The sequence below is a fragment of the Pedobacter vanadiisoli genome (genome assembly GCF_042684385.1).
Lineage (GTDB): Bacteria > Bacteroidota > Bacteroidia > Sphingobacteriales > Sphingobacteriaceae > Pedobacter > Pedobacter vanadiisoli.
In genome coordinates this window covers 45,584-71,457 of sequence record NZ_JBHULL010000042.1, presented here as the reverse complement: position 1 = coordinate 71,457, position 25,874 = coordinate 45,584, and the positions used below count along the sequence as shown (strand labels likewise).

Below are 25,874 nucleotides of genomic sequence, written 5' to 3'. Positions count from 1 at the left end.
ATGTTCCTGCTCAGATAAAAATGAAAATAAAAACAATATTATTTCTTGGGTTTTCGGTTTGGTCGGTCCAGCTTCGGGCACAGCAGGCCAATACACTTATTGAAAGCATGAACCTGATGTTTGCCCAAAAGGCAGTTGATCCGGTCGCAGCCAAATTAAGCAGCAGTTTTTCAATTGCGGCTTATACGAGGCCCTCGGCCGAAAGGCTGTTAAAAACAATATTGGAACGGTATCCATGCGATTCGATTCAACTCAAAAATGAAACTAAAGCAGCCGGAATGATGCGCTTAACCATAGTGCCTTTTAGCAAAGGAAAAGCGGGTAAAGAAAGCAGCATTTATACTGATACGAGCTATAAGCTGCTTTACGCTGATATTTTCGATCAGCTTTACGGCATGAACCGCTATAAAAAGTCGGTACTGGTATCCAAAATCCCTTTCGAAGTCGAGAATGGCTCGATTATTTTAACCGTAAAAGTTAATACCAGCGAAAGGCCTTTAAAGCTACTTTTTGATACTGGAGCTGATGGCATGGCCATTACCAAAGCCCTGGCCGATTCGGTTGGCATTAAAGCCAACCGTCAGCAAAATACCTCGGTGGTAGGCGGCAACATGAATATTGCTGTTTCAGAAGGGAATACCATTAGGCTCGACACCTTTGTGCTCAAAAACCAGAGTTTTGCCATTTTTCCTGAAATGCACAAGGGAAGCGATGGCATTATTGGCAACAGCATCGCTAAAAACTATATTACCAAAGTAGATTTCGATAAAAAAGAGCTTTCGCTTTACACGTTCGGTGATTATACCTATCAGGATCAGGGCATATCTGTGCCGGTAACCGTTCCGGCTGGTTTGTTTATTATTCCGGGAGAGGTTAGTGTTGTACCTGGGCAGGCCAATACGGGCGAATTTGTTTTCGATACCGGCGCATCTTACAATCTCATTTGCTTCAGGCCCTTTGTAAAAAAATATAAATTACTGGTGAGCGGTTTTAAACCCGAATATAACGGTACCACTACGAGCATGGGCATGAGCACGCCGACTTATAGTGGCCGGGCGGCATCGTTTTCTTTTGCGAATATGCCCAGGTTAACCGATTTTCCGGTTACCCTGATGGCGGGAGGTGGACAGAGCGAAAACTGGAATCCGGGTTTTGATGGCTCTATTGGCATCAGAACCATTGGCCGTTACAACTTCACCATTAACATGCAGCAGAAGGAAATTCATTTTGTGCCCAATCACACCTTTAATTTTCCTCATGATTTTGTTTTGGGTGCTTACCTTTTCGGTTTCGATCCTGACGGGAAATTAAAGCTGCTCAGTGTAGTAAATCCTGTAGAAGGCGAAACCCTGAAAGCTGGACAAATTATCGAAAGTATTGATGATGTTGCAGCAGTAACTTTGCTTAAAGACAACAAAAAAATGCTTTCCGTTTTAAGTGCACCGGCAGGTAAAATCTTCAAAATTACTTACATCGCCGACGGAGCGAAACAACATATTTCAGTAACCAAAAAATAGATTTATGAAAAAAGTATTTCATACCCTTTGCCTGTTGTTAACCGCTATAGGCTGCCTGGCGCAAAATCAATCCTTAAACAGCATATTGAAGCAGGCTAAAAAAGAAAATAAACTCATCTTTGTCGATTGTTACTTCACCGGCTGTATTCCTTGCGCCCAAATGGACGAAAATGTTTTTCCAAATGCGCTGATTAAGGCAGAAATGGATAAAAACTTTCTGATGCTTAAAGTTGATATTTTTAAAGATAAATTGGGCGATACTTTAAAGGTTCAACATATTTTAAATGGTTTTCCTACCTTTTTGGTCTTAAATGGAGATGGAAAACTCATCAGTTCCTCATCAGGATATAAAGATCCTGGTAACCTGATTGCGCTGTTTGCTGATGCCCGCCAAAAAGCTGCACAGCATAAATTTTTGTCGGGATTTTCTGCCAGCTATAACGAAACAAAATATCCGGCATTTTACGTAGAATTCTGCAAAACGCGTAAAGGAGTAACGGGCGAAACCATTGCTGCCTATACCGATACTTTAAAAAACTTTAAAGCCGAAAATGCCTTATTGCCCTACCTGGTTACCAGATCAGCAGATGAAAAAGCGATTGAAACCATTTTTGCAGATTATAGTGGATTTGCCGCGCTTTATGGCGAAGAGGTTTTACAACCGGTAGTAGACTACGGATTGAGCCAGAAACTGGTTAAAGCACTGAAAACAAATTCAGATCAGGAAGCTTTTGATGGGTTTTTGGCCAGCCAGAAGAAAAAATTTTCTGATAAAACCTGGAAAATATGCCTTCAAACCCTGGGCAGCAAGTACTATCTGGGGATGAAAAAAGATACGGTGGGTTTTCTGAAGTTTTCAATCAAAAATCCGGTTTTATATCAGTATCATTTCAATGCACTTTACAGTACGCTGGCAGCTAAAAAAGGCTTCAACCCTGAGGTAACCAGGCTCTTCTGCGAATGGGCCAATACTATCGTTACCGAAAACAGCGGGCTTGAATACATGAAAACAGCTGCAGCTGTACACCGGCTGGCCAAAGACGAAGCCGGCCATACCAAATTTGTAAAAATGGCAACAGCTTATATAGCCAGGTATCAAATGAAACCAGAAACTGCTGAGGCTTCATCTTCAAAATAAACAAGAAATTACATCATGTAGAAGTGGTGGAATATTTAATAGTTAATGTAGTTAATGAGCGAAAGGCTTATCCGGATGGATAAGCTTTTTGCTTTTGTTTATATAATGGTTACATTAACTTTAATTTGTTTTCGGCTAAAAAATCTACTTTTGAATTTTTACCAAAAATAAAGATATGAAACGCGCATTAATTTCGGCCTGTATGGTTTTCATGTTTACCTCTGCTTTTGCCCAAAAGTTTAACTGGAATAAAAACCAGGTAATTGCACACCGTGGCGCCTGGAAGAAAAATAATTTCCCTCAAAATTCTATCGCTTCGCTAAAGGAAGCAGTGAGGTTGGGTTGTTACGGATCTGAATTCGATGTGTGGATGACGGCAGATAACGTTTTAGTGATCAACCACGATCCCGAATTTCAGGGTTTAACAATAGAGAAGGTAAATTACGCAGATCTCTTGACTAAAACCATGAGCAATGGTGAAAAAATACCAACATTGGAAGCTTACCTGTTAGAAGGTAAAAAACAGAAAAGCACTAAACTGATTTTAGAAATAAAACCCTCATTAATCAGTAAAGAACGTGGTATTGAGGTAACCAATAAATGTGTTGAAATGGTTCAGAAACTCAAGGCCGTTGAGTGGACGGAGTATATCAGTTTTGATTACGATTACTGTAAGCGGATTTTAACGCTGTTACCAAATGCGAAAGTCGCCTATTTAAAAGGCGAAATTAGCGCCGAGCAAATGAAATCGGATAAGTTAACCGGTGTCGATTATCATTTCAGTGTGTACCAAAAGGACAATTGGATAGAAAATGCACAAAAACTAGGCTTAACTGTAAATGCATGGACAGTAAATACAGTGCCCGAAATGCAATGGCTTTTGGCGCACCAGGTTGATTATATTACCACCAATGAACCAGAACTGCTTTTCGAAGAAATTAAAAAAACTCCGGTTGCACAGGGATGGAAATTAAAATGGGCTGATGAATTTGATGATGCTGGTTTACCTTTAACCAAAAACTGGAGCTACGATGTTGGTGGTAAAGGCTGGGGAAATAACGAACTTCAGTACTACACAGATGCCGATAGTGCAAATGCACTGGTAAAAAAAGGAAACCTGAATATTACAGCAATTAAAGCAGATAAAGATACCAATCATTATACCTCGGCCAGGTTGGTGACCAAAAACAAATTCGATTTTAAATATGGCAGGGTTGAAGTACGCGCCATATTGCCTAAAGGCAGGGGCTTATGGCCTGCAATTTGGGCTTTGCCTACTGATTGGAAATACGGCAATTGGCCAAAAAGTGGTGAGATTGATATTATGGAACATGTAGGCTTTGATCCGGATAGTGTACATGGAACAGTACATACCGAAAAATTTAACCATGTAATTAAAACCCAGGTAGGTAAGGCCTTAAAAATTAATAATCCTTATACGGAATACCACGTTTATGCGATAGAATGGTTCGCAGACCGTATCGACTTCTTCGTAGATAATCAAAAATACTTGACTTTTAACAATACAAAAAAAGGACCTGGCGATTGGCCTTTCGATCAGAATTTCCACTTGATTTTAAATGTAGCCGTTGGCGGCGGATGGGGTGGAAAAAAAGGCATTGATGATACGATTTTCCCGGCAACCATGAAAGTTGACTATGTAAGGGTGTTCCAGAAGTAATGTAAGATGGATGAGGGAAGACGGTTTTTAGTTCAATAGTTCATTAGCCATTTGTTCATTGGTAATAGCAAACTGTCAACTAAGAATTGTTCCATTGCTTGATTGTTATATTGTTGGGATGAATGGCTTACTCGACTGTGGACTGCAGACTAAGGACTAAAATTGGTTAACTGAAAATTGCAAACTGCCAGCCGAAAACAATAACTTGCGCTATCTAAGCTATATTGTATAATTATGGATTCACGTAGAGAATTTCTAAAAAAAGCAGCTTTGCTTGTTGGGGCCACGGGTATGGCCAATACTTTGCCCAGTTCGGTGCTAAAAGCCATGTCAATTAACCCTGAGCCCGGCAGTACATTTTATGATGCAGAACACATTGTTTTTCTAATGCAGGAAAACCGGTCTTTCGATCACATGTTCGGTAAAATGAAAGGGGTACGCGGATTTAACGACCCACATCCGCATATCCAACCCGATGGTAACAAAGTTTGGCTGCAGAAAGATGGTCAGGGTTATACTTATGCGCCATTTCATGTAGACATTAATAAAACAAAAATTACCTGGCAGGGTGGCTTGCCACATTCCTGGAATGATCAGGTGGCGGCACGTAACGGTGGTCGTTATGATAAATGGCTTCCGGTTAAAACCCCAATGACTTTAGCATATTATGATCGTAACGATATTCCTTTCTATTATGCCATGGCCGATGCTTTTACGATCTGCGATCAGCATTTTTGTTCGTCGTTAACCGGAACAACACCAAACCGTTTGTTTTTTTTTACCGGGACCATACGGGGGGAGAAAAGTGCCAACAGGGTAGCCGTTGTAAATAATGATCAGGCCGAATCGCAGAACAATGTATTTGTTGATTGGCCTACTTTCCAGGAAACATTGGAGGATAATGGCATTGATTGGCGTATTTACCAGAACGAACTTTGGACATCACGGCTTCCGGAGGGCGAAATTGACGACTGGTTGGGAAATTATGGTGATAACCCTGTTGAATATATCAGTAGGCACAATGTTAAATTATCGGCATATTTTAGAAAAAATGGTGATAATACGGTTAAACCCCCTTTAACAGCCAAAGAGGTTCAGGAAAAATATGATAAATTATCGCAAAGAGAAAAAAATCTGATCGATAAAGCCTTTACCACCAATATTTCGCAAAAAGATTACCTGGAACTTGAGCCTTTTACCTTTAAAAACGACCAGGGGCAATCTGAAACCATCAATGTTCCCAAAGGAGATATTTTTTACCAGTTTAGAAAAGATGTTGATAGCGGAAAATTGCCTACCGTTTCGTGGCTGGTTGCGCCACAACGTTTTTCTGATCATACCAGTTCGCCTTTGTACGGAACATGGTATGTAAGCGAAGCCCTGGATATTTTAACCAAAAACCCTGAAGTTTGGAAAAAAACCATTTTTGTTTTAACCTACGATGAAAACGACGGTTATTTCGATCATCAGCCACCATTTGTAGTCCCTAATCCTGATGATCCGACCAGTGGAAAGGTCTCTGATGGAATCAACTTTGCTACCGATTTTGAGGCCAGGAAGGGCAGTCCGATTGGATTGGGTTACCGCGTACCTTTGATTATTGCTTCGCCATGGAGCAAGGGAGGTTTTGTAAACTCCCAGGTTTTTGACCATACTTCTTCATTGATGTTTATGGAAAAATGGCTGACAAAAAAAACAGGAAAAGCCATTAAAAGCAATAACATCAGCGATTGGAGGAGAAATATCTGTGGCGATTTAACTTCGGTATTCAGACCTTATAACGGAGAAGTAATTAAATCGCCGGAACCTTTAAAGCGTGATGTTGTGATTACCAATATCGGTAATGCCAAAAATAAACCTGCGCAGATAGGCCCAACTGCTTTAAATAAAACGGAGGTGGCTAAAATCAATAAATTTGAAGCCTTTTCACGTGAAACGTCTGTGCATGCACCAAAGCAGGAAAACGGGACCAAACATGCCTGTGCACTAGCTTACCATTTAATGGTTGATGCAAACCTGGTGAACAACGAAATCGAACTTACATTTCAATCGGCAAAAACCTTATTTGGCAGCGAAACAGAAAGTATAGGTGCACCATTTAACATGAATACCCTCGCTAAATTTAAAGGTGTGCAAGGGAAATTGTGGGCCTATGCGGTAAAAGCAGGTGATATTTTTAAAGATAACATCAAGATTGATGATTTTGACGACGAAGTTTACGATCTGGCCATCAATGGTCCCAATGGGTTTTACCGGTATTTTGCGGGTAGCAAAAAAAATCCTGCCATTGTAGTAAAAGCTTTTCCTGAAGCTAGCGGTCTGGTTAGTAAAAAACTTAGTGGAAACCTGGTTTTTTCGATAAAAAATAAAGGAACAGCCTCAATTACCCTACAGATTATCGATAATAAGTATAAAACCGGGATTAAAACAGTAATTATAAAACCAAAAACGGAGAGTAATATCGTGCTTAATCTGGCTAAAAGTGCTAATTGGTACGATTTCAGCATTGTACAAACGGGAAATAGCCAGTTTAAACAACGTTATGCTGGTAAAATAGAAACCGGAGAAATTACGCAGACAGACCCTTATATGGGGAACGCATAAAATCCCCCTTTTTGGGGGATGGCATTTGAAAGAAATTATGTTTATTTTGTATTATATGTGCAGTAAACTGTCTATAGTAAAGGTAAATCTCATATTTTCTTTCATTTTGGCCTGTAGCCTCCGGCTATCGGCCCAAAGCTATAACTTTACGAATTACAGTTTAAAAGATGGGTTGCCGCAATCGCAGGTCACGGACATTTATCAGGCCAGGGACAGAACACTTTGGCTGGGAACATTTGGTGGCGTAAGTAATTTCGATGGAAAGGAATTTATTTCTTATGGTAAAGCCGATGGATTGGGATCGAACTCTGTAAACAGTATTGTTGAGGATGATCAGAACCAGGTTTATTTCGGAACAGAATCGGGTATCAATATCCTTAAAAAGAGAAAAATAAGCACTATATTTTCGGGTAAGAGCGTAAGCCACTTATTTAAAGATAAATGGGGAAATATTTGGGGAATAAGTGAAAAAAAACTCTTCAGAATCGAAAAAGGAAAACCTGTTTTTCATTCCATTGCCGGTAAATACATCAACGCCATTAGTGCAGATCAGTATGGAAATCTTTATGCAATTGTTGCAGAAAAAGGAATTTACCTGCTCAAAAACCATAATTGGGTAATTTATGGGGAGTCATCGCCTGCGCTAAACGCCTTATCCGTCAGGAAAGTTCTTTTCGATAAAAAAATAAAGAATAAGTTTTATGTGCTTACTTACCATAACGGTATTTATGTAGTTGAGGATGGAAAAATAAAGCCGTTTTTTAAGAATAAAGCCATCGATACCTATTATGCCATCGCGCAGGACAGCAAAGGTAATATCTGGATCGGATCAGAAAAAGGGGCTTACCTGGTTCACGAAAATGGCTCGTTTGTTTATTTCAATGCCGAGAATGGATTGAGTGATAACCAGGTGAATGAAATTTTTTGCGATGCCGAAAACAACATCTGGGTATCCTCTTTTAGTGATGGAATTTATAAATATGAGGGCGATTCCTTTATCCGGTACAATAAATTTAAAGGTCAGAATATTGCTTATCCCATCAGTGGCATCGCTGCCGATAAAAATAATAACCTATGGTTCGGTACATATAGCAAGGGGGTTTTTAAATATGATGGAAATAATGTAACCAGCATTAACCATCCGGCATTTAAGAATAAAAAAATCTATTTTGTATATGCGGATAAAGCAAAAAATATCTGGATTTCGACCTATGGGAATGGTGTTTGGAAATACGATGGAAATAAATTTTTGCAGGTATTAAAACCTGAACGCTATGATAACAGTTCAATCGCCGAAGACAGTGAGGGCGGGATCTGGATCAATGGATTAAAATCTTCGATCTATTTAAAAGATGGGAAAACGGAAAAGGTAACTGGTTTTGAAGGATATTCATCCTGTATTTTTCCATTTCCTTTGAGTAAGGATAGTGTGCTGCTGGGTACATCGGATGGTGTTATGCTCATCCGGAACAAAAAACTGGATCGAAACTTTCAGATCAAATCACTTCAGAACACTTATGTGCTTACCATTATTAAACATGGTAATAACCTGGTTTTTGCTACGCTTGGCGATGGCATTATTACCTGGGACTTAAAAACAAGAACGAGCAAGCGTTACGTGGTTGCCAATGGTTTAAACTCAAATGATATTTATAGCCTGGCATTAGACGATAAAAACAATTTATGGGCTGGTACAGGCCGAGGGATAAACAGGTTGACTTATAACAAAGCCGAAGAGCGTTATGAGGTTTTCAGAGATCAGCCCCTGGTGGTGGAGTGTAACCAGAATGCCATCATAAATTACAAAAACAATATTTTGGTGGGTACCATCAACGGACTAATCAGGTGCCAGACCTCTTTACCGGCCGAAAACAAAAAAAATCCTTTCATTCATATCGAATGTATTAATGTATTTCACAAAAATGACCGCTCAAAAGACCTTTGTATTGATCAAAACCGCGAAAAAGAGGGCTTTTATAAATTAGACTATAGCCAGAACCATATCGCCATTAGCTTTAAGGGGGTTTATCTCACTAATCCGTTAAGTGTGCTTTATCGTTATAAACTGGTTGGTATAGACAACGATTTTAGCAAACCGGTGCCCAATACGGAGATTGAGTATTCAGCCATTAAACCTGGTAGTTACACTTTTCAGGTTTATGCCATAGCAAACGGCCAGCAATCAAATATAGAGCAATTCAGTTTTACTATTGTACCACCAATTTACGATACCGTTTTATTTAAGGTTGGTGCATTTTTGGTATTGATATTTTTGATCTGGCTTATCTTTTACCTGATTTTTAAAACGAGGGAACAAAAAAAACACCAATTTGAAAAATTGAAGCTGAAAGAACAGGAAAAAATCAGAAAACAGACCGCCGAAGATTTTCATGATGATATTGGCAATAAATTAACCCGGATTAATGTTTTATCAGAGATTTTAGATAAAAAAGTGGATGGTTCGGAGAAGGAGCTGAAAGAACTGATTCGTTTGATCAGGGAAAATGCAGGCCTGCTGTATACCGGAACAAAAGATATCCTTTGGGCGCTTGATCCGCATAGTGATAACCTTTTCGAAATTTTGGTTCATATTAAAAATTTCGGAATAGATTTATTTCAGAATACCGGTGTGGATTTTAAAATGGAGGGCGTACTGGCGAAATACGAAAAGTTGCATTTATCGATGGAATTTAACCGGAACCTTACCCTGATTTTTAAAGAGATGCTCAATAATGTATTAAAACATGCAAATGCAACACAGGTATTGATTATGGTGATTGAGACGGATCATGATACCATCAATATTTTAACTACCGATGATGGCCAGGGTTTCGATCTCGAATCGGTAGAAAGGGGACGGGGTTTAAATAATATCCAAACCCGTTGTAAACGGATAAAATCTACTTTTCAGATCTCTTCCGTTAAGGGAAAAGGCACTACTACAACAATTTCTACCAGAATTATCGTTACAAAATAGCATTAAACACTACTATATTAAAACCAGATACAAAAATGAGCCAGGATTTACGAATTGTTCTAATAGAAGATGACGATATTTTACGGATGGGTTATGAATCGTTATTAAGCGATGTTGAAGATTTTTTAGTTGTTAATGCCTATTCTTCGTACGATCTGGCCAAGAAACATCTGGAAGCCGATCAGCCAAATGTAATCCTGCTCGATATTCAGATGCCTGGTACAAACGGCTTACAGGCGTTGCCTTTTATAAAAAAGACCCTTCCCAATGCGCACATCATCATTTTAACCGTATTCGATTCGCCTGAACTGGTTTTCGAAGCCTTAACCATGGGGGCAGGGGGGTACCTCACCAAAAATTCGAGCGCAGCAAAAATTATCGATGCGGTTAGAGAAGTAAGTACCGGTGGTGGTGCCATGAGCACCAATGTAGCCCGGATTGTGATGCACTCGTTTCAAAAAAACCTTAACTCTCCGCTAACCAAAAGAGAAACAGAGATATTGGATAGAATAGCCAATGGACAAACCAAGCCACAAATTGCCAACGATCTCTTTATTGATCAGGAAACGGTTAGGAGCCATGTAAAAAATATCTACATCAAACTCGATGTAAACTCTAAAGCCGATGCCATCAAAACAGCAAAGGAAAAGCGTTTTATTTAAGCTATAAGAATGCCCCGGTAAAAAATAATGCTAAAATCACCCTTTTTGGGTGATCCTTCCTCTTCAATTCTACTTTAATTTTACACTATACAATTAAATGGAATAATGAGCCCCTGCGGAAAATTCTTTTATGTGCAAGTGAAGCAACTAAATGATGCGTGGGCCTTTTATGCTAATTGTTTAGGCATGGCTACCGAAGCGACTATGCTTAACGGCGGGGAAAAAGGAATATTGGTTAAGGCAGATGAGGAAACCAATATTTTTCTGTCGGAATGTAAGCACCAGGACCAAACCAATAAAATTGTACTGAACAGCGATGATTGTTTAGAGGATTATTGCAGGCTAAAATCGAGGGGTGTAATTTTTAAAAAAACACCGTCTTATTTAAGTGAGGGCTTAAGTGTCGAATTTTCTGATCCCTATGGTAACAATTTTACCATTCTGGAACAGCGTAACTATAATGAAGATTAACATGAGGTACGTAAAAGAATTGAGCAACAGGAACAAAATTATAAGTGAACAAACCTGCGAAGCACTTTACGAACAGCAGAACGATGCTTATACCATCAAGTTCGTTTTTAATGGTGCCGAAGACTGCGAATTAAACAAGCGCAGGTTCTGCATTTACCCTGATACGTTTGCCGTGGTAAATGCCGGAACCAATTTCAGCAGTAAAATAGACTCCATAAGTCCTGTAAATACATTTTCGGTTTCCTTTGGAGAAAATTTTATAAAGGATTTTCACCATAGCCTCTGCAGCAGCAGCGAAAGTTTATTGGATGGAAAGGAAGTTAAATCAGCACCGGTATTTACTGAATCGCTATATCCTTTTGCGGGTGACATGCGGTTTAACGTGCAACACTTAAAAAAACAGCTCGATAAAGGATTAAAAGATGAAATGCTCATCAATGAATATATGTACCACTGCCTTTTAAATTATTATAAAATTTACGATAGAGAGGTGGTACAGAAACTGGATAAACTGAGCTTTATCAAAACCAAAACCCGCGAAGAGGTTTTAAAAAGGTTAACCCTGGCCAGAGAGTATATTAGCAGTAACTACAACCAGAATATCACCCTGGAAGATATTGCCGGGCAGGCCTGTTTATCGGTTAACCATCTGCTCCGCACTTTTAAAGAGGCATATGAGATCAGCCCTTATCAGTTTCTGATGCAGCTGAGATTAAACCGGGCCAAAGGATTATTACAAACTACGGGTTATTCGTTAAATGAAATTGTGGCGCTGGTGGGTTTTGAATGCCCAAGTTCATTCATCAGGTTATTTAAAAACACGTTCAATATTACGCCTTTAAAATACAGAAAGAGTAGGTTGAATTAAATATAAATAGTGATTTCTGCATATTTTCTATATGGGGATAAAACTATTTTTGAAGCTCTTACAGGACAATTTGTAGAAGTTTTTTCCTGTTTAGGTTAATAATGATTAAAAAAGCAAACTGCCAGGATTGGGGTTTGCTTTTTGCATTTATTACCCCATCCTGCCAAAACGGTGATTTTCGCACATTTTGAGGTTTACTTACCCTGTAAATTGCTTATTGATTTGGTTTCATGCATCCCAGCAAAAAAACTAAAGAACAAAATAATTACTAACTATTTATTTACAAAACATGAAACAAAAATTACTATTGATTTTAATGGTAACGGTTTTGTCTTATTTCAATGTGCTTGCGCAGAATAGAACAATAACCGGGAAAGTAGTTGACGCAGATGATGGATTACCCTTGCCTGGTGTATCAATAAAAGTAAAGGGAGCTACCCAGTTAACACAAACCACAGGACAGGGAACCTTTTCTATTTCTGTTCCTGCCAATGCGCAAACTTTGGTGTTAAGCTATGTGGGTTACACGGAGCAGGAGGTAAGAATAACTGGCGAAACATTAAACGTGCGTTTGGTAGCTTCGTCTAAAAACCTGCAGGATGTAATCGTTGTGGCCTATGGAACCAGCAAGAAAGAAGCCATTACCGGTTCAGTAGCAACATTGAGTGCCAAGCAATTGGATAACCGTATCATCACAAACGTTACCAATGTTTTATCTGGTGTTGCCCCTGGTATCGTAACAACTTCAGGAAATGGCCAGCCAGGCAGTAGTTCGGCGATCCGTATCCGTGGCTTTGGTTCTATATCTGCATCAAACAGTCCGCTGTTTGTATTGGATGGCTCCGTATATGATGGTGAACTGGGCGATATCAATCCAAGTGATATAGAAAGCATCTCGTTGTTGAAAGATGCTTCATCTTCCGCTCTTTATGGATCGCGTGCTGCTAATGGTGTGGTTATCATTACCACCAAAAAAGGTAAATCGGGCGAGCCAACCTTCAATGCTAGCTTTAGTCAGGGTTTTTCTAAAAGGGGCATCCCTGAATATAATAGAGTAGGCGCATTAGATTACTATCCTTTAATGTGGCAGGCTTTAAAAAACAGTCTCGTTTATCCCGCTACCGGAACTGGCATAAGCGAGCAGGCGGCAGCAACACAAGCCTCTAATACTATTCAAGGTCAGTTGGTATATAATCCATTTAACGTGGCAAATAACCAGATTGTAGGAGTAGATGGTAAATTGAACCCCAATGCACAATTGCGTTATGATGATTTCGACTGGTTTAAACAGGCTTCGCGCGTAGGAAAACGGACTGAATTTAATGTGAACTCGAGCGCCAGCAATGGTAAAACCGATTATTATTTCTCGATGGGCTACTTAAAGGATAACGGTTATTTAATTAAAACCGATTTTGAGCGGTTTAATGCGCGTATTAATGTAAACAGCCAGATAAGATCATGGCTAAAAACAGGCGCAAACCTTTCAGGAAGCTTATCAAACGGAAACCTGGCACAGGATGCTTCAACGGGAAGTGCCTCTGCTTTTGTAAATGTTTTCAATTTTGCAAGGGGCATTGGCCCAATTTATCCGGTGCATGCTTACGATATCAATGGCAATCCTGTTTATACCACTACCGGCGAGCAATGGTATGATTACGGTGGGCATCCAGGTGCTGTTAACCGCCCGCAGGGTGCGATGGCGGGCAGAAATGTTATTTATGAAACCCTGTTGAATGATGTAACCAGCCGCAGACTTGCCTTAAACGGCAGGGCCTTTGCAGAAATTAAATTTTTAAAGGATTTTACTTTCAGGCCGAGCATCAGCATTGATTTTATCAATTCATACAGTAGCGAATACCGAAACCCGACTGTAGGCGACGGCAGTACGGTTGGAGGCTCATCAACCAAACGGAGTACACCAACACAGAGTTATACCTTTAACCAGGTACTATCATACAATAAATCGTTCGGTAACCATAATGTAAGTGCTTTGGCCGGACATGAAAACTATGATTACGACTGGCGCAGGTTAAGCGCAACCAAACAAAGCCAGATTTTAGATGGCAATACCGAGTTTCCGAACTTTGTTACACCAAGTGATGCGGGTGGGTATAAAGACACTTACCGTATAGAATCGTATTTTGGTAAAGCGGGGTACAATTACCTTGAAAAATATTTTGTTGATGCTTCTATCCGCCGCGATGGTACTTCGCGCTTATCAAAACAGTCAAGATGGGGAACTTTTTTTTCTGCAGGTGCCTCATGGGCAATTAACAAGGAGGATTTCCTGAAAAGTACCTCTTGGATTAACGACTTAAGGCTGAAAGCTTCTTATGGTGAGGTTGGAAACGATAATTTAATTGATGCAACCCTGGTAGAACACAATAGCCTTTACTATAATTATCAGGCCTTTTATGAATTGGGCTGGAATAATGGTACCGAACCGGGTTTACTTTTGGCTACTGCAGCAACGCCGAACCTGAAATGGGAATCTGTAAACACATTTAATACTGGCGTAGCTTTTAGTTTATTTAATAACCGCTTAAAAGGAGAGGTAGAATATTTTAAAAGAGGTTCATCAAACTTATTATTTGCTGTGCCACAGCCACTGTCTGATCCTATTACATCTATCCGCCGTAACATCGGTTCGATGTATAATACCGGTATCGATTTGCAGTTAAGCGGCGATATCGTAAGATCAGATAATTTTAACTGGAATTTATTGAGCAACTGGTCGTGGTTAAAAAATAAAATCACCAAAATGCCTGCCGAAACACCTACTGTAACCAGTGGCACCAAAAGGCTTGAGGTTGGTCGCGATATTTATGCTTATTATCTTCGTCAGTGGGCTGGTGTTGATCCGACCGATGGTTCGGCTCTTTTTGAACCTAACGCCGGCGTAACAACTGATTTACGTACTGTAAATGGCCGTGTGCTTACCACCAATATCAATAATGCCCGGTCTGATTATTCTGGTTCAGCGATCCCTGATCTTTATGGATCTGTGACCAATACATTTAGATATAAAAACTTTGGTTTATCATTCCTGATCAGTTATCAGATAGGAGGTAAATTTTACGACCAGAACTACCAGGGGCTAATGGCTACTACTTATGGATCTGCATTGCATGCTGATGCATTAAATTCGTGGATGACCCCTGGCCAGGTTACCGACATTCCGCGTTTGGATATTGGACGTTCGAGCCAGTTTAACGGAACATCGAGCCGTTGGCTGATTGATGCCTCGTACATTGCTTTCCGTAATGTAAACCTGTCGTATACTTTGCCACAACGCTGGCTAAAGGCGGCAACATTAAGTAATGTAAGGGTGTTTGCTGCAGGCGAAAACTTAGGTTTAATATCTAAGCGCAAAGGGATGGATCCAACAGAATCTTTTACGGGCTTAAACACAACCAATTATGTGCCTTCCAGGATGATCAGTTTCGGCGTTAATGTTTCACTTTAAAATTACTATCATGAACTATAAAAAATATTTACTTTTTGCAGGTTTCTGTATGCTGAGCATTAGCGCCTGTAAAAAAGATTATCTTGATACAAAACCGACAGATCAGGTTGATAATTCTGCGCTGTTTACTTCCGCTGCAAACGCCAAAAATGCCTTAAACGGGGTTTACCGATACATGTACGAACGTACCACAACCGTAGTTTCTACATCGGCACAGAATAAACCCGGAGTGGGAGGTATTATGCTTTACATGGATTTTATGGGTGAAGACCTGGGTATATCGTCATCAAATTGGTATACCTCTGATGGTGGATCGTGGATCAGTCACCGTACCGATAACAGCACCATGCTCGAATATATGTACCGTACGTATTACCGCATTATTGGCAACGTAAATTATATTATCGATAACATTGACCAGGCATCCGGCGCCGCTGCGGATAAGAATGTAGTTAAAGCCGAGGCACTCACATTAAGAGCCTATGCTTATTTCGGTTTGGTGCAACTTTTCGGCAAACGTTATGATGCGGCTGCCAAACCCAACAACCAATTGGGTGTACCGCTTTTATTAGCTTCTACAGATACCAATAAACCCAGAGAAAGCGTAGAGAATGTGTATGCTGCTATTGTTAAGGACCTGGAAACAGCCATCACGCTTAATGCAACCGCTTCTAATAAAAGCCATGCTGGGATTGCGGTAGCAAAAGGAATCAGGGCAAGGGTCGCTTTGGTAATGCAAGATTATCCTAATGCAATTAAATATGCTAAAGATATTGTGGATGCCAACCAATATCCGCTAATGTCTGTTACAGATTACCAAGCCGGATTTAATAATGCCGGTTTAAGTGAGTTTATCTGGGCTTCTATGCCAACCCTTGATCAGGGAGATACCTTTGGTTCGTATTTTGCACAGATTGCCTATAACGCGAATACCAGTTTTATGCGGGCCAATCCAAAACGGATCAACTCGGCATTATATGGCCAGATCGCTGCTACAGATGTAAGGAAAAAAATGTGGGAACCGGCACCAACAGCTGCAAATTTCCCGCTACCCGCAACAAACTTTTCCCGTCAGCCATATATGAGCCGTAAATTCTCGGTTAAAGAAGTAGGCGGACCATCTTTGGGCGACGTACCATTAATGCGTACTGCCGAAATGTACCTTATTTTGGCCGAAGCTTATGCCAAAACCCCTGGTAGTGAAGCTGCAGCGCGTACGGTATTGTTCAACCTGGTTAAGCAAAGGGATCCTGCGGCAGTAATTTCGATAAATAGTGGACAGGCTTTAATTGATGAAATCCTTTTTAACAGGAGGATTGAGCTTTGGGGTGAAGGTCATAGGTGGCTCGATTTAAAGCGGTTAAACCTGCCACTTGATAGAACAGTTGTTCCCAACTATGTTTCTGCTTCAGTTGCGGGTACATTAACTATTCCTGCCGGAGATGTTAAATGGCAGTTCTTAATCCCGAGGGCCGAGATGGAAGCCAATTCAGGCATAGCCGGTCAGCAAAATCCATAATCGTTTAAACAAAGATGATGTGATTGTTTTAGCTGTTCGTTAAAAGCTAAGGCAATTACATCATTTTTTAATTTTATCACATTTTAGTTACCTCATCATTAAGGTGTTATCGGCATATTATTTTTCTCTGATCCAGCCGAACTTTAATAAAAAAAACACCGACAATTATGAAACTAAAAGCTTTAGTGATTTTATTACTAGGTATTACAATCACCAATTATGTTGCGGCAGCAGAAAAACCAACAGCGAGCCATAAATCAGTGATCAACTATTATATGGACAGCTATATGAATTCTGATTACAAGAAATTAAAAGCCGTTTTAAGCGAAGATGCCGTTTTTACCTCAAACAGGGATGTAAGAGTAGTTAAACATAAAGCAAGTGAAATCCTGAACCAGCTGAAAAAGAATGAGGGAGTAATACAACGCGATTGTAACATCAGCTCTACCATTATATCCGAAACCGATGCACTGGTAATTGCACGGGTAGATATTAACTACGAATTATTTGATGGCGCACAGCAGAATTTTGTGGTTATCGAAAAAAATAATGATGGCGATTGGAAAATCACCAATGTTTACAAAGTATTTCTTTCAAGTGAAAGTGAAGCTAAAAAACTGGTTTCCAATATCCGTTAAAACAAAAGTCCCGGCTAAAACCGGGACTTTATATTTTTATATCGTTTTAGTTTTAAAAACTGATTGGTAATTCTACCTGTGTTTTATCCCAACCGATTACCAGGTTTGCACCATCACTAAGTGGCGTAAAGGTTAACGAAAAATATTCGATTGGTTTAACCAGCGTTTTTACCGGAACATTTACCCTTACAATATCTTTGGCCTGGTTATAAGTAAAGGCGCCCCATTTATCAGTTTCGCTGTTTACAATAATCGTCCAGGTGTCCTTATTCGGAATGGCAAACAGGCTATAGGTACCGGCTTTAATTTTTTTGCCGCCAATGTTTACTTTTTTAAAGAAATGCACCTCCGTACTTTCATTAGCACCAAAACGCCAAACCGTTCCATATTGTTCCAGTACACCGAAAATATCGCGTCCTTTTTTCTGCGGACGGGAGTAAATGATTTTTATAATCGGTTTTGTAGGATCTCCTGCTTTAGCTTTGGGAGCATTAAGCGGAAAATATACAATATCGGCCGGGCTTGGGTCGGCAGCAGGAAATTTTACTTCGGCAGCATCCGGCTGTTGTGCCTTCGCACCAAAGCATAAAAGAGCGAAAACAACAATGAAGATATTTTTCATTTATAGGTTTTTGTTTTCTGTGGCAATGCTTAACTACGATTCTAAGCCATCCCTGGCAATAACCATAATATCTTATCTGCTATGGAATTAATAGGTAAAGCTAAAAGAAACTAGTATTTTCTTCCTTTTACAATAGCGTTTAAAAATAAACCAGCACTTAGCAAACCAAAAACACCGCCTAATAAAGCGAAAATATAGTTTTGCGTAATGATGGCCCCGGTTAAAACTCCGAAGAATAAGCCTAAAGCATAATATAACCAGTTGAAATTATTGCTGCTGTTCTCTTGTACACTCATGTTTTTTGTTATTTGGAGGCAAAGTTAATATTTATTTTAAAATTTAATTTGCCAATTGCTCCAATAATCTAATTAATTATCAATCCTCTCCAATTTATAACCCGCATTTTTTAAATAGGTAATCAATTCTGCCAAGCGATTATAAAACTTATCGGATCTTCTTGCGTCTGTTCCGATGTGCAACAGCAGGATAAAACCATTTAAACCATTTGGCCTCTTTTCATTAAAGGAAGTAATCGATTTATAAATTTCATCGCTGGACCTGTAACTTCTGCCCATTTCAGGGTAGGTATAATCAGCGTTTGATCTTGTACCGGGCGTAAAGTTGATCAGTTCCAAACCGTGCTCCCTGCTCCAATCGGCAATAGTTTCATTGTACCACTCGTAAGGAGGAAGAAAATATTTTGCCTCTCCTTTCTTAATTCCAAAAGCTGCCATTGCATTGTAGTTATCGTTAAGGTCTTTTTCGAACTGCGCTTTAGTAAGCAAAAGGCTATCCCGTTTGGTCCAGTCGCAATATAATAGATGCTGATCAGAGTGAGGGCCTAAATAATTTCCCTTGCTTTTAAGCTTTCTGATCAATCCTTTAAAATTGGGGTTCCTGTAAAAATTCCCGGTAAGAAAAAAGGAAGCTTTCACCTTTTCGCGATCCAGTACCGCACTTATTTTTTCGCCCCCATCTCCAAATTCATCACCAGTAAAAACCAGGTAAATTTTCTTTTGGGTAGAATCTCTGCGGATATTAGCACCCAAATAAAAGGTTCTATGATCGGTTAAGGTTTTGGCGCCGGCCTCTTTAGCTGCCAGTAAATAAATGAGCGATGCTGTCCCATCCATGGTTGGCTCATTGGTGCTATAGTCGCCGTAATCATCATGATAAACAGCCAGGTCGCTTTGAAAATCAGCATATTCGTCCGCTTCATTTAGCTTAATGCCGATTAAAGATTTATAAATACTGGTGTACACAGGACCATCAACCAACCCTCCATTAATCGGGTAGCCTTTCAGATGGGTAAAAGCCGAATGGGGATCTATTGGCGTGTCGCCCCATTCTGGTAATCCGTAAACCATGCTCGTACCCCATGGATTACAACCAAAAAGCCAGTCGAAATTAGCCTGCCCCAGTTCTGTATAGGTTTTATCGCCACTTAAAGTAGCATACCAATCGCATTGTATGGCAAAAGCTACCGTTAAATTATTGCTGCACCAGATAAATGGAACACCGCGGTAAAAAGCGTTGTTCTTTGCCCTGTCCCAAACCTTTTCAATCCCTTGTTTATAATAATTCACCGTTGTTTTTCCTTTTTCTTGTTTGGCAACTTCGTAATGCCCTAAATTGATAAAGGGATAATATTGATAATGTGCTGCCGTATCTTTTTGCATCCATGGGGTAATGCTTTCCTGCCCGGCATACCGTAAAGCCTCAGTCACTTTCTTTTGTCGAACCTTTTCACCAGAAAAATTGAATGACGCTTCGGCCAGTTCCATATCATCCACCCAATTGTCTTCTGCATAAATGTATGGCGATTTTACTGAAGCGGTTTGGGTAACGCCCGGTTTTTGTAAAGCAAAGTGATATGCGGTTTTAGCTTTTTTAGCAAGTAGTTGAGCATAATTACGGTCTGCTTTAAACAAAACAGCCCCCAGGTTAAATGCACTTGTAAATTTAGCTGCGGTAGAGCTGGTTCCGGTGGTATTGTTCATAAATTTGCCGCGTTGCTGCGGTTCTCCGGTAATAAAATAGAGCGGGCGCTCAAATCCTTTGCCGTACTGACTGTCTTCCTTTGGTATCCGCATGCTGATGTGGTCTCGGTCATCGGCTAATTGGTTAAACATGACGTTTTTCTTCGGATGCATTTTCAGCAGCCAGTCTAAACCCCATTTTGCTTCATCCAGAATATCAGCCCTGCCATTTTTTCCATCCAGGCCATTTGCCTGTTGTTTGTCGCCAAAAACTTGCGGAAAATCACGGTAGGCCATTAATAGATGATAGGTGGCATTGGCAGTAGTGGTCGAATATTGCAGGTAATCACTCGCATCGTGCCAACCGCCCATTGCGTCAAAATGTGTGCTGTCTTTAATACCTGCTTTTGCACCATATAAGACAAAACCATCATGAGTGTGGCAACTATCTTTTAAGTATGGATTAAAACCGCTCCTTTGCTGCCGCATATATTGCAGGCAAAAATCGGCCGCTCCTTTATACACTTCATCATTAATAAGCAGCAGAGGAGAGATTGTGCCATTTGCACGGATATAAAAATTCCCCTGTTTTTTAAAATCGCTGAAGTTTAAACGGGCGGTTTGCTTAAACGGGCCGTAACTGCCAAAAGGCCTAATACGGGTTGAGGTATAAACAATGTTACCCGTTTCTTTTTCTACGATCTCAAAACTGGCAGGTATTTCATCGGTTTTACTGGCCCATACTGCTACTTTAACTGCTTCGGTAGGGTAGCCCAGCAGGTTGATCCTGATCCAGCGCTGTTCCTGTTTTCTTTTTTCGCTGATAAATGAGATGAGGAACCACGAAATACTTAGGAGAGCAACGACCAAAAGGGATTTATTTTTCATTTCGATGGATGATTGGGTGATTAAAATTAGGGTTTTATCAAGATAATGTAAAAGAAGCATCAAAACATTTGGAAATTAATCAATCGTTTGATTAATTTTGTGTCGTCAAAAAGAAATGAAAACAGAAAAAGTAGATAAAAGACAGGCCATTTTGGAGGCAGCCGAAAAGCTGTTTTGCGAAACCGGCTACGAGGGGACTTCTACCCGGCAGATTGCGAGAGAATCAGGGGCGAATATGGCCATGATAAATTATTATTTCGGGTCTAAAGAAGGGGTTTTTGTGGAGATTATGAACGAGCGTATTGCTGGCTTTGCTTCTCAGTTAAAAATCATCAATGAAGATAAGATTTCGGCATTAGAAAAATTGCACAGGGTTATAGAGGGTTATGTAAATAGAATATTGAGCAACACTGCATTTCATAAAATGATGCACCGCGAGTTGTCTTTAACCCAAAGGCCCGAAATGTACGATAAGATTAAGGGAGCCATGAGCCAGAACATGCAGCTAATCGAACGGATTATTACAGGTGGTATAGAAGATGGAAGCTTTAATCAGGTAGATGTGCGGATGGTAATCGCATCAATTATGGGGACCATAACCAATATTGTTATTGCACCCTATAAGGTAGTGTCTTGTTCTAATTTCGACCTTACCAACCCGAAAGACAAAAAAATGATTAAAGAGCGGACGATCGCTCACTTACAGGATCTAACAACAGTTTATTTAACAACAAAAAGATGATACCCAAATCGATTAGATTAATGCTTGCGGCATCATTAATTCCCGCAGCTTTGTTTGCACAGGGCAGCAAGGAATTAAATATTAACCAGGCAATAGAACTTGGCATAGCCAATAGTAAAAACTTAAAACTTTCTCAGAACAAAATTGATCAGGCTGTTGCAAAGCTTGAGGTGGTGAAAGACAATGCCTTACCAACCGGAAATGCAAGTTTTATGTACAACCATGCTGAAATTCCGACCACCACATTTTCACTGCCAGGAGGAGGATCAGCTTTCCACTTACCAAAAAGGGCAGATGCTTTTGTAGGTACAGCAGCCGTACAGGAATTGGTATATGGCGGAGGCAAATTAAAATACGCAAAAGAATCGACTAAGTTATTGGCCGAGGTGGCACGGTTAGATGCCGATAAAAGCAAAGAAGAAATTACCTATGCTGTAATCAATACCTATTACTCTTTATATAAGGTAATACAGAGCAGAAAAGTGGTTGATCAGAATTTAGAATCGATTGCCGCCCAGATTAAACAGGCACAACGTTTCTTCGAACAAGGCATTGTAACTAAAAACGATGTACTGCGTTTCCAGTTGCAACAGGCAAATGTTGAGTTAACACAGATGGATATCGAAAGCAACCGTAAGGTGATCAACTATAACCTGGATATCCTTTTAGGTTTACCGGAAGATACCGAAGTTAAAATTGTTGATCCAACCCTTGGCTTAAAAACACCAGGCTCGTTAAACGAGTACATTGGTCAGGCTTTTGCTAACCGCCAGGAGTTAAAACAGCTTGATATACAGAACAAAGTGGCTGATTTTAATGTCAAAACCGTTAAGGCAAACACTTTACCTACTGTAGGAGTCGGTGCAAACCTTTACTACATTAACCCGAGCGGCAATTTTATTCCACCAGCAAACCAGTATTTAATGCCGGTTACATTAGGCGCTACGGTTTCATGGAATTTCGGAAACCTTTGGACAAATAAAAATAAAGTAAGCCAGGCAAAAATTGAGCAGAGCGAAATTACCATCCAGAAAGATATTTTATCTGACCAGGTAAAAACCGAAATCAACAAAAACTTTCAAAATTACCAGGTGGCCATGAATAAGATCCAGCTTTTGGAAACTTCAATTGCACAGGCTACAGAAAACGATAAGTTGCTGGCATCCAAATACAAAAACAATGTGGCTTCGGTTACCGACCGCATCGATGCAGAAACTTTATTATACCAGGCAAAAATAAACTTAGAGATAGCGAAGGCAGATGCAGGTTTGGCTTACTATACATTATTAAAATCAACAGGAAAAATAACGCAATAAATACAGCAATGACAACTGAAAAGAAAAAAAAGAACGTAGTAGTACCCATCATTTTAGGTGTCTTACTAGTAATAGGTATAATCTTCGGGATTACAGAATGGAATTATTATAGCAAACACGTAGACACGGATGACGCTCAAATTGATGGCGATATCAGTCCTGTTGTTGCACGGGTAGGTGGTTATGTTAAAGACATTAATTTTGAGGAAAATACACATGTAACCGAAGGTCAGGTTTTAGTTAAACTTGATGATAACGATTATAAAGTGAAATTAGAGCAGGCACAATCTGGCCAAAAAGGCGCAACAGCTGGTGTAGGGGTGGCTCAATCACAAATTATAGCTACTCAGGCCAATACCAGCACAGCTAAAGCCAATGTTGAAGCAGCTAAAGTTAAATTAAACTTAACCCAAAAAGACTACGACCGATATGCAAACCTGGTTAAAGACGGATCGATTACCCAACAGGCTTTCGATCAGGCCAAAGCGGCTAAAGAATCAGCCCAGGCAGCTTACCAGGCAGCAGTTGATCAATACAATGCTGCGGTTAAGCAGGTGGGTACCACCCAATCGCAATTGGCTGTTAGCAACAATGTAATCAGCCAGCGCCAAAGTGATATCGATTTTGCTAAACTTCAGTTATCGTATACCGATATCAAAGCGCCTGCTACCGGTATTGTTTCTAAAAAGAATGTGCAGAAAGGCCAATTGGTACAGGCAGGTCAGTCTTTATTTTCGATCGTAAATGACGGAAGCATTTATGTAACTGCAAACTTTAAAGAAACCCAGCTTGAAAAAATCAAAGAGGGTTCTAAAGTAGAGGTAGAAGTTGATGCCTATCCTGATGAAAAAATTGAAGGAGAAGTATACAATTTTGCTCCAATTACCGGTGCAAAAGGATCTTTATTACCGCCAGATAATGCAACGGGTAACTTTGTTAAGGTTGTTCAACGTGTTCCGGTAAAAATCAAAATTCATCCATCAAAAGAGCTGTTGGCTAAATTACGCCCGGGTATGAGCGTTAAAGCTTCAGTAAGCACTAAATAAGATTAAAATGGCCGAAGTAGGTTTAAAAAAGTGGATTATTACGTTTACCGTAATCACAGCTTCTTTGTTGGAGCTGATTGATACAACGATTGTAAACGTGGCAATACCACAGATACAGGGAAACCTGGGTGCCACCCTGGAGGATGTGGCCTGGCTTTCCACCGGTTATGCGGTAGCTAACGTTATCGTGTTGCCAATGTCGGGCTGGTTGGGTAACCGGTTCGGAAGGAAAAATTATTTTCTTACCTCCATTATTGTTTTTACACTGGTTTCTTTTTTGTGCGGAAATGCAACCTCACTGGGAGAACTGGTTCTTTTCAGGATAATCCAGGGTTTAGCTGGCGGTGGTCTAATCTCAACTGCTCAGGCCATCCTGATCGAAACCTGGCCACGTGAGGATGTTGGTATTGCAACAGCCTTATTTGGTTTGGGTGCGGTAGTTGGACCTACTGTAGGCCCAACAATAGGCGGGTACATCCTGGATGTGAGTTCGTGGCCATGGATTTTTTATGTGAATATTCCCGTCGGAATAGTCGCGGCCTACTGTACATACACCTTTGTGCGGGCTACCCCGAAAGAAGGGCAGGGTCAACCTGTCGATTGGTGGGGTATCGCATTACTGGCTGTTGCAGTAGGTAGTTTACAAACCGTTTTGGAAAAAGGAGAGAGCGAAGATTGGTTTGCTACCCCATACATTACCGCTTTAGCAGTTGCATCGGTATTTGGATTATTGCTTTTCATCTGGAGAGAAATGAGTACCGACCATCCGATCGTAAACTTTAAAATTATGCGTCACCGGAGTTTTGCGGTGGGGATGTTTACTTCCTTTGTGCTGGGATTTGGTTTATACGGTTCGGTATTCGTATTCCCGGTATTCTGTCAGAATCTGCTCGGTTTTTCAGCCTTGCAAACAGGAGAGTTGCTCTTCCCGGGTGGCTTGTGTACCATTATCATGATGCCTTTTATTGGTATTATGCTTAAAAAAGGTATCCCTGCACAGTTTATGGCTACTTTTGGTATGATAGCATTCTTTATTTTCTGCTGGATGCTGAGTAACTCCACCTTACAATCGGGCACGGGCGATTTCTTCCTGCCATTGGTTATCCGTGGTATTGGTATGGCCCTTTTGTTCGTACCATTAACAACCTTAGCGATCCAGGATTTGAAAGGAGCCGAAATTGGCCAGGGTTCGGGGTTGAATAACATGATGCGCCAGTTAGGTGGTTCTTTCGGTATCGCCGCTTTAACCACTTTGATCCATATTCGCTCAGGTCTTCACAGAAGTAATCTGTTAACCAATGTGAATGAATATAACCCTGCATTTTTGGAACGTTTTAATACTTTAATTAAGGGATTTATGGCCAAAGGCCAGAGTTTATTTGAGGCTAAAATTATGGCCACAAAAGCAATGGAAGGAATTGTTACCAGGCAAACCATGTTACTTACTTATGACGATGCATACTGGGTTGCAGGCTTGATCATGCTGTTTTCAATCCCATTACTTTACCTTCAAAAGTTTAAGAAAAATGCAAACATTCCTGCCGATGTACACTAAAATTGGCAACGAAATCGCCTAAATAATGGCAAAAAACAAAAACAGCCGGTGTATTTTATCACATCGGCTGTTTTAACCCAAAAAATTAACAATCAATGCAATGCCCTTAAACATTGCAAATGTTCTTACTTAACCACATGGTGGCCAAATAAGATTTTAAAATTAAAATTTATTCTACAATTTTC

Annotated in this window: 18 protein-coding genes; 15 read left to right on the top strand and 3 right to left on the bottom strand. The window is 40.2% G+C overall.

Annotated features, from left to right (window positions below; genetic code table 11):
* The first annotated feature begins 20 nt into the window (after positions 1-20).
* The 11 genes from ACFSR6_RS20085 (at position 21) to ACFSR6_RS20035 (ending at position 17,541) form a co-directional block, all read left to right on the top strand.
* The gene (locus ACFSR6_RS20085) at positions 21-1,517 is read left to right on the top strand and encodes an aspartyl protease family protein (RefSeq protein ID WP_379082243.1); all 1,497 of its coding nucleotides are present in this window, start codon (positions 21-23) and stop codon (positions 1,515-1,517) included.
* Between the two features lie 4 nt (positions 1,518-1,521).
* Positions 1,522-2,655, top strand: a complete 1,134-nt coding sequence (locus ACFSR6_RS20080; protein ID WP_379082241.1) for a thioredoxin family protein — start codon at positions 1,522-1,524, stop codon at positions 2,653-2,655.
* Between the two features lie 175 nt (positions 2,656-2,830).
* Positions 2,831-4,336, top strand: coding sequence for a glycerophosphodiester phosphodiesterase family protein (locus ACFSR6_RS20075; RefSeq protein ID WP_379082239.1), 1,506 nt, complete (start codon positions 2,831-2,833; stop codon positions 4,334-4,336).
* A 234-nt stretch (positions 4,337-4,570) separates the two neighbouring features.
* On the top strand, positions 4,571-6,940 hold the full coding sequence (locus ACFSR6_RS20070) for a phosphocholine-specific phospholipase C (RefSeq protein WP_379082237.1): 2,370 nt from the start codon (positions 4,571-4,573) through the stop codon (positions 6,938-6,940).
* Positions 6,941-6,995: 55 nt separating this feature from the next.
* Positions 6,996-9,917, top strand: a complete 2,922-nt coding sequence (locus tag ACFSR6_RS20065) for a ligand-binding sensor domain-containing protein (RefSeq protein WP_379082234.1) — start codon at positions 6,996-6,998, stop codon at positions 9,915-9,917.
* Positions 9,918-9,952: 35 nt separating this feature from the next.
* On the top strand, positions 9,953-10,579 hold the full coding sequence (locus tag ACFSR6_RS20060) for a response regulator transcription factor (RefSeq protein WP_379082232.1): 627 nt from the start codon (positions 9,953-9,955) through the stop codon (positions 10,577-10,579).
* A gap of 105 nt (positions 10,580-10,684) precedes the next feature.
* A complete protein-coding gene (locus ACFSR6_RS20055; protein WP_379082230.1) occupies positions 10,685-11,050 on the top strand; it encodes a VOC family protein in 366 nt (121 codons plus the stop codon).
* 1 nt (position 11,051) lies between these two features.
* Positions 11,052-11,918 carry a helix-turn-helix transcriptional regulator gene (locus tag ACFSR6_RS20050; RefSeq protein WP_379082228.1) on the top strand — a complete coding sequence of 289 codons (867 nt, stop codon included), beginning with the start codon at positions 11,052-11,054 and terminating at the stop codon, positions 11,916-11,918.
* A gap of 289 nt (positions 11,919-12,207) precedes the next feature.
* Positions 12,208-15,384 carry a SusC/RagA family TonB-linked outer membrane protein gene (locus ACFSR6_RS20045; RefSeq protein WP_379082226.1) on the top strand — a complete coding sequence of 1,059 codons (3,177 nt, stop codon included), beginning with the start codon at positions 12,208-12,210 and terminating at the stop codon, positions 15,382-15,384.
* 10 nt (positions 15,385-15,394) lie between these two features.
* Complete coding sequence (locus ACFSR6_RS20040) at positions 15,395-16,903, top strand: RagB/SusD family nutrient uptake outer membrane protein (RefSeq protein ID WP_379082224.1); 1,509 nt, start codon at positions 15,395-15,397, stop codon at positions 16,901-16,903.
* Positions 16,904-17,070: 167 nt separating this feature from the next.
* Positions 17,071-17,541: a nuclear transport factor 2 family protein gene (locus ACFSR6_RS20035; RefSeq protein WP_379082221.1), complete on the top strand. Its 471-nt coding sequence runs from the start codon at positions 17,071-17,073 to the stop codon at positions 17,539-17,541.
* Between the two features lie 52 nt (positions 17,542-17,593).
* On the opposite strand, the gene ACFSR6_RS20030 is transcribed toward ACFSR6_RS20035, so the two are convergent.
* The 3 genes from ACFSR6_RS20030 to ACFSR6_RS20020 form a co-directional block, all read right to left on the bottom strand.
* Positions 17,594-18,163: a DUF2911 domain-containing protein gene (locus ACFSR6_RS20030; protein WP_379082219.1), complete on the bottom strand. Its 570-nt coding sequence runs from the start codon at positions 18,161-18,163 to the stop codon at positions 17,594-17,596.
* 110 nt (positions 18,164-18,273) lie between these two features.
* On the bottom strand, positions 18,274-18,459 hold the full coding sequence (locus ACFSR6_RS20025) for a hypothetical protein (RefSeq protein WP_047799688.1): 186 nt from the start codon (positions 18,457-18,459) through the stop codon (positions 18,274-18,276).
* A 72-nt stretch (positions 18,460-18,531) separates the two neighbouring features.
* Complete coding sequence (locus tag ACFSR6_RS20020) at positions 18,532-21,030, bottom strand: glycoside hydrolase family 9 protein (protein ID WP_379082216.1); 2,499 nt, start codon at positions 21,028-21,030, stop codon at positions 18,532-18,534.
* Positions 21,031-21,145: 115 nt separating this feature from the next.
* Between ACFSR6_RS20020 and ACFSR6_RS20015 the strand changes: the two genes are divergently transcribed.
* From ACFSR6_RS20015 to ACFSR6_RS20000, 4 genes are read left to right on the top strand one after another with little or no spacing between them, the layout of a single operon-like run.
* A complete protein-coding gene (locus ACFSR6_RS20015; RefSeq protein ID WP_379082213.1) occupies positions 21,146-21,772 on the top strand; it encodes a TetR/AcrR family transcriptional regulator in 627 nt (208 codons plus the stop codon).
* Positions 21,769-23,088 carry a TolC family protein gene (locus tag ACFSR6_RS20010; protein WP_379082211.1) on the top strand — a complete coding sequence of 440 codons (1,320 nt, stop codon included), beginning with the start codon at positions 21,769-21,771 and terminating at the stop codon, positions 23,086-23,088. The genes ACFSR6_RS20015 and ACFSR6_RS20010 overlap by 4 nt, the downstream gene beginning before the upstream one ends.
* Before the next feature lie 8 nt (positions 23,089-23,096).
* Positions 23,097-24,134: an HlyD family secretion protein gene (locus ACFSR6_RS20005; RefSeq protein ID WP_379082209.1), complete on the top strand. Its 1,038-nt coding sequence runs from the start codon at positions 23,097-23,099 to the stop codon at positions 24,132-24,134.
* Positions 24,135-24,141: 7 nt separating this feature from the next.
* Complete coding sequence (locus tag ACFSR6_RS20000; RefSeq protein ID WP_379082207.1) at positions 24,142-25,689, top strand: DHA2 family efflux MFS transporter permease subunit; 1,548 nt, start codon at positions 24,142-24,144, stop codon at positions 25,687-25,689.
* Positions 25,690-25,874 lie beyond the last annotated feature (185 nt).

Coding starts and splice junctions, on each gene's coding strand:
- ACFSR6_RS20060 (WP_379082232.1), top strand. CDS start 9,953: ATGAGCCAGGATTTACGAATTGTTCTAATAGAAGATGACGATATTTTA.
- ACFSR6_RS20070 (WP_379082237.1), top strand. CDS start 4,571: ATGGATTCACGTAGAGAATTTCTAAAAAAAGCAGCTTTGCTTGTTGGG.
- ACFSR6_RS20055 (WP_379082230.1), top strand. CDS start 10,685: ATGAGCCCCTGCGGAAAATTCTTTTATGTGCAAGTGAAGCAACTAAAT.
- ACFSR6_RS20035 (WP_379082221.1), top strand. CDS start 17,071: ATGAAACTAAAAGCTTTAGTGATTTTATTACTAGGTATTACAATCACC.
- ACFSR6_RS20025 (WP_047799688.1), bottom strand. CDS start 18,459: ATGAGTGTACAAGAGAACAGCAGCAATAATTTCAACTGGTTATATTAT.
- ACFSR6_RS20005 (WP_379082209.1), top strand. CDS start 23,097: ATGACAACTGAAAAGAAAAAAAAGAACGTAGTAGTACCCATCATTTTA.
- ACFSR6_RS20030 (WP_379082219.1), bottom strand. CDS start 18,163: ATGAAAAATATCTTCATTGTTGTTTTCGCTCTTTTATGCTTTGGTGCG.
- ACFSR6_RS20080 (WP_379082241.1), top strand. CDS start 1,522: ATGAAAAAAGTATTTCATACCCTTTGCCTGTTGTTAACCGCTATAGGC.
- ACFSR6_RS20045 (WP_379082226.1), top strand. CDS start 12,208: ATGAAACAAAAATTACTATTGATTTTAATGGTAACGGTTTTGTCTTAT.
- ACFSR6_RS20065 (WP_379082234.1), top strand. CDS start 6,996: ATGTGCAGTAAACTGTCTATAGTAAAGGTAAATCTCATATTTTCTTTC.
- ACFSR6_RS20000 (WP_379082207.1), top strand. CDS start 24,142: ATGGCCGAAGTAGGTTTAAAAAAGTGGATTATTACGTTTACCGTAATC.
- ACFSR6_RS20010 (WP_379082211.1), top strand. CDS start 21,769: ATGATACCCAAATCGATTAGATTAATGCTTGCGGCATCATTAATTCCC.
- ACFSR6_RS20075 (WP_379082239.1), top strand. CDS start 2,831: ATGAAACGCGCATTAATTTCGGCCTGTATGGTTTTCATGTTTACCTCT.
- ACFSR6_RS20085 (WP_379082243.1), top strand. CDS start 21: ATGAAAATAAAAACAATATTATTTCTTGGGTTTTCGGTTTGGTCGGTC.
- ACFSR6_RS20040 (WP_379082224.1), top strand. CDS start 15,395: ATGAACTATAAAAAATATTTACTTTTTGCAGGTTTCTGTATGCTGAGC.
- ACFSR6_RS20015 (WP_379082213.1), top strand. CDS start 21,146: ATGAAAACAGAAAAAGTAGATAAAAGACAGGCCATTTTGGAGGCAGCC.
- ACFSR6_RS20020 (WP_379082216.1), bottom strand. CDS start 21,030: ATGAAAAATAAATCCCTTTTGGTCGTTGCTCTCCTAAGTATTTCGTGG.
- ACFSR6_RS20050 (WP_379082228.1), top strand. CDS start 11,052: ATGAGGTACGTAAAAGAATTGAGCAACAGGAACAAAATTATAAGTGAA.